A 6133-nucleotide genomic window follows, 5' to 3' on the forward strand; every position below is an offset into this window, starting at 1 on the left:
TGGGGGTGTCCACATCATCAAATCAGCCGGGCTTTGCCATCAAGGCCCGCGGGTGCGCGGGCTGCCCGACCGGAGCGCCCGTGGGCTTGTCGTCGCCAGAAGGCCGCGACGGTCGCGGTCCAAGCCGAAGGATGCATCCCATGTATGCCCAGGACACATTCGAGCCCGATCACAGCATTTCCCCGACCGGCCATATCATCGAGGACATGCAGCTCTATGGCTATCGTCCCACTGAGGGCGAGGCAGATCCCCGGCCCACCCCCGAAGACCAGGCCATCCAGACCGCGGTCTCCGACATCTTCGACGCCCTCATCTCCACCATGGCCGATACCAGCCTCGATTTCGACCTCGACGAGATCCTCTGGTCAACCGTCAACACTTTTCACCGCGCTGCCGAGCGGATCGAGCGCAAGCTGGATGACAACGAGCAGGCGCAGAAACGCCTCCAGCGGGAACAGGATGGCAGCGAGGTCAAATCCGTTCAGCTCGAGAGCCTGATCGGCATCGGCGGCAATCTGATTGAGCGCCGTGAGAGTCTGGAACTCTTCCGCGAAACCGCCGCCGACATCTTCCTGCGCGTGACCGGCACCCATTGGGCGCCGCGTTCGGGCTCACGCGCCAACCATCGCCATCTGACCGCTGCGATGATCGACAGCCGCGATTTCCTCGCTGCCAAAAAGATCGCGAAGACCGAGATGCTGGTGCCGCCGGGGCCGAAGGTTGCCTTCTCGGGCGGGGATACCACCGATCACCGCACGATCTGGGACCGTCTTGATCAGATCCACGCCAAACACCCGGACATGGTGCTCATGCATGGTGGCAGCCCGAAGGGGGCCGAGCGCATTGCCGCCACCTGGGCCAGCAACCGCAAGGTGCCGCAGGTCGCCTTCAAGCCGGACTGGACCAAACATGCCAAGGCCGCACCCTTCAAGCGCAATGACCAGATGCTCGACTGCCTGCCGATCGGCGTCATCATCTTCCCCGGCACCGGCATCCAGGAAAACCTCGCCGACAAGGCCCGCAAGATGGGCATCCCGGTCTACCGCATGGCGAAGGGTGGCGCGTGAGCGCCACCCCAACCTGTCCACAGTCTCAGCACGATGCTTCCAGATTTTTGAAAATTCCGCCGGAAACAGCGGCGACCGTGAACCGGGTCTGCGGAAACCATCAACCTTGTCCGAGGTCGCGCTATACCCGTTAGGCTGCGAGTATTTCGCATCCATTTCGCTATCGAAAGATCAACTGCTGCTCTACTCCCGCGAGCAGCCTCCATGCGCCGACAGTCAGATCCTCGGGCAAGTGTAATTGCCCCAATCTTTCGCGATGTAGCGCCTCAACATGGTTCCCGCAGGCTGCAAACATGCGGCGCACCTGATGGTATCGTCCCTCGGTAATCGTCAGATATGCTTCGGTCGGTGAGACGACCTTCAGCACTGCGGGGTCCAGCGGTTTCGTCTCACCCTTCAGCATCAGGGTACCAGAGGCGAACAGCTCCACCTCATCCCCATTCAGGGGGCGGGAAAGGGTCGCGCGATAGGTCTTGCTGACCTTCCGTTTCGGGCTGGAGACGTAGTGCAGGAACTGGCCGTCGTCGGTCAGCAGCAACAGGCCAGAGGTTTCCTTGTCGAGCCTGCCGACAGTCGAAATCGCCGGATCCCGCCGTCGCCAGCGGATCGGGAGCAGATCGTAAACCAGTGGACCGGCATCGCTGTGCGAGCATGTCACACCGGCGGGCTTGTTCAGGAGGATCACCAGTCCTGCAACGGGATCAAGCTGTTCCCCGCCCACGGTCATGCGCCTGGGCAGCTCCGCCGTGACCGTAATACGCCGCGTCACGTCATTGACCTTCTCGCCGTCCAATATGATGCTGCCCGCTTGCGCCAGCCCGCCGATCTCGCGGCGCGATCCATAGCCCATCGAGGACAGCAACTTGCCGATACGGGCGTTTACCGCTTTCGACATGACGCAGCCCTCCGATCTGGTTGGATGGTGGGTGGGATGCGGTTCGTCATGCCGTCCCCTCAACCAATGGCTTCAGGCTTATGCCCTTCTCACGCAGGGCGGCGTCGATCCGGCTTAATACCTCGTTGCGGCAGGCCATCTCGCGGTCATGCTGGGGAACCCAGTATTTCACGCGATAGGTGATGCCTTGAGGCGCGAACATCGCCACCTGTACTTCAGGCGATTTGCCGGTGGCGATGGTCTCCGCGCCGACAAGCGCTTCCGTTATCAGTATCCGCGCCTCTGCGACTGGAAGCGTGGCCGGGAGCGTCAGTTCGGCATGGTCGCGATACTCTGGCCGAGGGGCGCTGTAGTTTGTGATCCTCTGGCGGGAAATCTGGCTGTTGGGCAGGATCACATGGGTGCTGTCGCGGGTAATCAGCCTTGTGCTGCGCCAGCCGATCTCCTGAACCCGCCCCTGCGCCAGCCCATCGATCGCAACCCAGTCGCCGATACGGAACGGTGCCTCGAGCCCAAGCGCGAGGCCCGAGAATGTGTCGGCGACCACATTGCGAATGGCAAATCCCAGCACCGCCAGCAGAAGGCCGGAGCCGGTCAGGATCCCCGACAGATCCTGGCGGAAGAACAGCGACAGGCTGGCCAGCGTGGCTGCGGCAAAGAGGGCGAGGCGAAGCAGGTCCAGCGCGACTTTCGGCACGGGGCGTCGGCCCTTCCGTCGTCGTGTCAGGCGCGCGGACGAAATGGCATGCAGAAGATGCGCGCCAAGGAACAATACGCCCGAAAGCGCGGTGTTGCGCAACGGCTCCCACCATGCCGCGCCACCCTCGACCATGGCAGGCAGGGCTTCGCCGAAAAGCGCGAACAACAGCAGTGCCAGCAATGCTCCGATCTGATGTTTAGGGATGTCGGGCCAGATCATTCGCCGTCTCGGTGCATCGGCCGCCTGCGCATCTCTGGTTTGGGGCGCGTTCGCGTCTGATCCAGAGGCATGCGCGAAAACGGATTCAGGCAGATCGGGCAGCGGTGTGCTGCGGCGCGTGGGACTTCCTCGCCGCAGGCATGGCACTGGGCGGGCAAGAGATTGCGATACATGGGACTATCCTTTTGGCGGGACATTGAAACAGGACATCCTCCCCGGTCCCTGTCGCCCGCCGAAAGGCAGGGGCTAACAGGGCCGGGGCGGAACATGCGCCTGTTCGGCGCGCAGGATCGCTGGCATGGGACGTGACCTGTTCATGGAGAAACCTTCATCAGGCGGCACCGCGTGGCAGAGCCTGAGTGTGATATGGATCTTTATAAAAATATTTCAATAGGTTGGCTTCTGTCGTGTCCGCGAGGTTCGGCCTTCTGCCGGAGAGGCTTTTCGGGGCGGAAAGATCGAGAGCCAGCAACAACAGCGGCTTTCTCCGGCCGCGTTGCCTGTTTCACCGTGATCGGATTGTCGTAAAAGACGGCAGGATAATTTTCTCGACAGGGGGCTCAGCATGACGATTGCACTTTGGCATAGCGATGAAGACCTTGATCGCCTCGATGCGGTGCTTTCGGCTCTTCCCGAAGATAATGATCCGATGATTCTTGCCGAATTCGATGGTTTTTGCGCGGGTCTCATCACCTGTCCGGAAATGATTTCGCCGTCTGTCTGGCTTGCCAAGGTCTGGGGGACTGGCGGCCCGCCGGAGTTCGACAGCGCCGAAGAGCTTCAGGCGGCTCTCGATCTCATCATGGCGCATTACAACCGCGTTGCCGGAATGCTGATGATCCCGGGGGTGTATTTCCCTGTCCTCGACGAGGATCAGCGCAACGGGGACATCATCTGGGAGTTCTGGATGATGGGTTTCGTCGCGGCGATGCGACTGCGGCCTGACGCCTGGGATCTGATTGAGGACAGCAAGGACCGGCGGGCGAAGAAGGCGCTGGATCTCGCAGGCAAACTCTCGCGTATCTCGACCGGGTTCGCCGAAGGGAAAGGCTGGAAACCCACGAAACTGTCGCGCGAGGCCCATGATCTGATCCCCGATATGGTCGAGGATCTGAACGCCTTCGCCAAGGCGCATACGGCGAAATCCATGCCCGGTCTGCCGCTGGCCGCCAATCTGACTGCTGCGCCCTCAGCTGCATCGAAGCCCGGTCGCAATGATGCGTGCAGCTGCGGTTCAGGGCGCAAGTACAAGAAATGCTGCGGCGCTGTTCACTGATCTCAGCCTTGCGGGAACAGGATCGCGTCAACGTCCATCGCGCCGTTCACGACATGAAGCACTGTCACCTGATCCCCGCGGATCTGGTAGAAGATCAGGTAGCGGCCATGAACGCGGCGCCGGATGCTTTGCGTCTCATAGCGTGGGACAATCGGCCAGGCCTCGGGGAACTCGGCGAGTTCCATGCAGCTTCGGCCGAGTTCACGCACGAAGCTGATAGCGCGTGCGGGATTGTCGCGTGCGATGTAGTCGCCGATGGCTTCCAGATCCGCTTCGGCCTCAGCGGTGATCTCGACGATCATTTCGCAGGTTTGCCCATCGCCTGATACTTGGCCTCAAGCCGCGCGAAGACGTCGCCGGCCGGTTTGAACCGCCCGGCATCAGCATCTGCAAGCCCCCGGCTGAGGGCCTGATCCAGAACGGCAAGGCGCGTTTCGCGCTCCTGGATCAGGCGGATGCCTTCGCGCAGGACCTCGCTCTTGGAATTGTAGCGGCCGGTTTCGACCAGCTTTGTCACAAAGCTCTCCAGCTGTGTTCCCAGATCGGCACTGATCATCGCGGCCTCCGCTATCGCTGGTTTCACAATGCCACGCTTGATAACTGTTATCAATCCCTGCTGTGGTCATGGCGCAGCGTTCTTGCCTCTCGCCGGGATCGGTGTTGGATTTCCCCGTCGTCATGAGCGTGCAGGGATCAGTCTTTCCCTCTTTCCGGCCTCTTTGATCGCGGGTTCGCGGAATGGTGGTACGCTCTGATCGCGCTTCCAGCCCTGTCTCGGCTTCCGGTCGAGCGCCTCGGCGGCGTGTGCCGATCTTGTGGCTGCCAGTATCCGGACTGGTGCAACGCTTTGCCCGTGGCGGCGGGTCGGCTGGGAAGGGCGCAAGCCTGCCTGCTTGCAGCCTGGGTGATCATCGCGGGAGGTTGCCAGTCGGATCTTCCGGCCGGTTCCTTCAGGATCGCCGCTGTCTCCTGTCTCTCTGGGGGTGACGGGACCGCTCGCATGCGTCGTCTGTGATGGGCTGATCTGGCCGAAGAACAGCGCGGAAGCCGCGCTTCGACGTCTCGGTGCAACAGCGTCGCCCGAACTTTCTTCCCCTGGGCTTCGCCCATTCCTCGCGAGCCAAGAAAGCCCTGCCTGTGCTGTCGAGGTCCCGAGCGGGACTGCGCCGGCCGTCGTCTTTGGCCTGTCGATTGCCATCGAGGCCGCAATGGAGCGGGCCCGAACACGAGAGAATGGAGACAGACAATGGCGACCATCGGCACCTTCAAGAAGACCGGCAACGAATACACCGGCGAAATCGTCACCCTGAGCGTACAGGCCAAAGGCGTGCGCATCGTCCCCGACCTGCGGGCCTCGGGCGAGAACGCACCCTCGCACCGGATCCTGGTGGGCCGCGCGGAGATCGGCGCCGCCTGGTCGAAGCGCTCGAACGAGGGGCGGGACTATCTGGGCCTGAAGTTGGACGATCCGAGCTTCGCGCACCCGATCTACGCCAACCTCTTTGACGACGAGGACGGTGAGGGCTCGAGCCTCATCTGGTCGCGCCCCAACAGCCGCCGAGGGGAGTAATCCCCCCAACCAGGGCCCCGGTCGAAAGGCCGGGGCCTTTCATCTTGCCAGCGAGCAATGGCCCTCAGCGCAACTCTTCTGTCACGAACCTGCGCTCGGCCTTGCCGAACCAGGCCGTCTGCGTTTCGCCTGTGTTCCATTCGTAGACCAGGCCAATGATCCTGCCATTGTCTTTATGGCGCAGCCGGGCGATTGGCCGGGCCTCGATACGGTTGGTGCGGCATGAGCCGCCGCGATGGTCACAGGTCTGCACGTTCATGATACTCGTCTCGACTGTCGTAGAACTTCGCTGGCTGGCGATCTGAACCCTTTACGTAAAGTCGCTTCACGGTTGATTTGCGCGCGCTTTCATCACAACCTGACACAACGGTCGGGGAGCGGCCATGGTCGTGTCGCGAAGGCTGTG

The 6133-nt window shown here is 62.0% G+C and carries 8 protein-coding genes; 3 read left to right on the top strand and 5 right to left on the bottom strand.

Annotated features, from left to right (window positions below):
- Nucleotides 1-140: 140 nt before the first annotated feature.
- Nucleotides 141-1067, top strand: a complete 927-nt coding sequence (locus CDV49_RS06280; RefSeq protein ID WP_035714950.1) for a DUF2493 domain-containing protein — start codon at nucleotides 141-143, stop codon at nucleotides 1065-1067.
- A gap of 160 nt (nucleotides 1068-1227) precedes the next feature.
- On the opposite strand, the gene CDV49_RS06285 is transcribed toward CDV49_RS06280, so the two are convergent.
- Together CDV49_RS06285 and CDV49_RS06290 are read right to left on the bottom strand one after the other, a co-directional pair.
- Complete coding sequence (locus CDV49_RS06285) at nucleotides 1228-1962, bottom strand: 16S rRNA pseudouridine(516) synthase (RefSeq protein ID WP_035714948.1); 735 nt, start codon at nucleotides 1960-1962, stop codon at nucleotides 1228-1230.
- Between the two features lie 46 nt (nucleotides 1963-2008).
- Nucleotides 2009-2881 carry a mechanosensitive ion channel family protein gene (locus CDV49_RS06290; protein WP_051911466.1) on the bottom strand — a complete coding sequence of 291 codons (873 nt, stop codon included), beginning with the start codon at nucleotides 2879-2881 and terminating at the stop codon, nucleotides 2009-2011.
- Nucleotides 2882-3446: 565 nt separating this feature from the next.
- Between CDV49_RS06290 and CDV49_RS06295 the strand changes: the two genes are divergently transcribed.
- Nucleotides 3447-4157, top strand: a complete 711-nt coding sequence (locus tag CDV49_RS06295) for a UPF0149 family protein (RefSeq protein ID WP_035714943.1) — start codon at nucleotides 3447-3449, stop codon at nucleotides 4155-4157.
- A 2-nt stretch (nucleotides 4158-4159) separates the two neighbouring features.
- Here the strand turns inward: CDV49_RS06295 and CDV49_RS06300 are convergent, their stop codons facing one another.
- Complete coding sequence (locus tag CDV49_RS06300; protein WP_035714942.1) at nucleotides 4160-4459, bottom strand: type II toxin-antitoxin system RelE/ParE family toxin; 300 nt, start codon at nucleotides 4457-4459, stop codon at nucleotides 4160-4162.
- Complete coding sequence (locus CDV49_RS06305; protein ID WP_035714939.1) at nucleotides 4456-4713, bottom strand: type II toxin-antitoxin system ParD family antitoxin; 258 nt, start codon at nucleotides 4711-4713, stop codon at nucleotides 4456-4458. Before CDV49_RS06305 ends, CDV49_RS06300 begins: the two co-directional genes overlap by 4 nt.
- Before the next feature lie 690 nt (nucleotides 4714-5403).
- Here CDV49_RS06305 and CDV49_RS06310 point away from each other — a divergent pair.
- A complete protein-coding gene (locus tag CDV49_RS06310) occupies nucleotides 5404-5727 on the top strand; it encodes a DUF736 domain-containing protein (protein ID WP_035714938.1) in 324 nt (107 codons plus the stop codon).
- A 64-nt stretch (nucleotides 5728-5791) separates the two neighbouring features.
- On the opposite strand, the gene CDV49_RS06315 is transcribed toward CDV49_RS06310, so the two are convergent.
- A complete protein-coding gene (locus tag CDV49_RS06315) occupies nucleotides 5792-5986 on the bottom strand; it encodes a hypothetical protein (RefSeq protein ID WP_035714935.1) in 195 nt (64 codons plus the stop codon).
- Nucleotides 5987-6133 lie beyond the last annotated feature (147 nt).

Source organism: Haematobacter genomosp. 1 (assembly GCF_002196855.1).
In the GTDB taxonomy this organism is placed as follows: Bacteria; Pseudomonadota; Alphaproteobacteria; order Rhodobacterales; family Rhodobacteraceae; genus Haematobacter.

Coding starts and splice junctions, on each gene's coding strand:
- CDV49_RS06300 (WP_035714942.1), bottom strand. CDS start 4,459: ATGATCGTCGAGATCACCGCTGAGGCCGAAGCGGATCTGGAAGCCATC.
- CDV49_RS06280 (WP_035714950.1), top strand. CDS start 141: ATGTATGCCCAGGACACATTCGAGCCCGATCACAGCATTTCCCCGACC.
- CDV49_RS06305 (WP_035714939.1), bottom strand. CDS start 4,713: ATGATCAGTGCCGATCTGGGAACACAGCTGGAGAGCTTTGTGACAAAG.
- CDV49_RS06290 (WP_051911466.1), bottom strand. CDS start 2,881: ATGATCTGGCCCGACATCCCTAAACATCAGATCGGAGCATTGCTGGCA.
- CDV49_RS06315 (WP_035714935.1), bottom strand. CDS start 5,986: ATGAACGTGCAGACCTGTGACCATCGCGGCGGCTCATGCCGCACCAAC.
- CDV49_RS06285 (WP_035714948.1), bottom strand. CDS start 1,962: ATGTCGAAAGCGGTAAACGCCCGTATCGGCAAGTTGCTGTCCTCGATG.
- CDV49_RS06295 (WP_035714943.1), top strand. CDS start 3,447: ATGACGATTGCACTTTGGCATAGCGATGAAGACCTTGATCGCCTCGAT.
- CDV49_RS06310 (WP_035714938.1), top strand. CDS start 5,404: ATGGCGACCATCGGCACCTTCAAGAAGACCGGCAACGAATACACCGGC.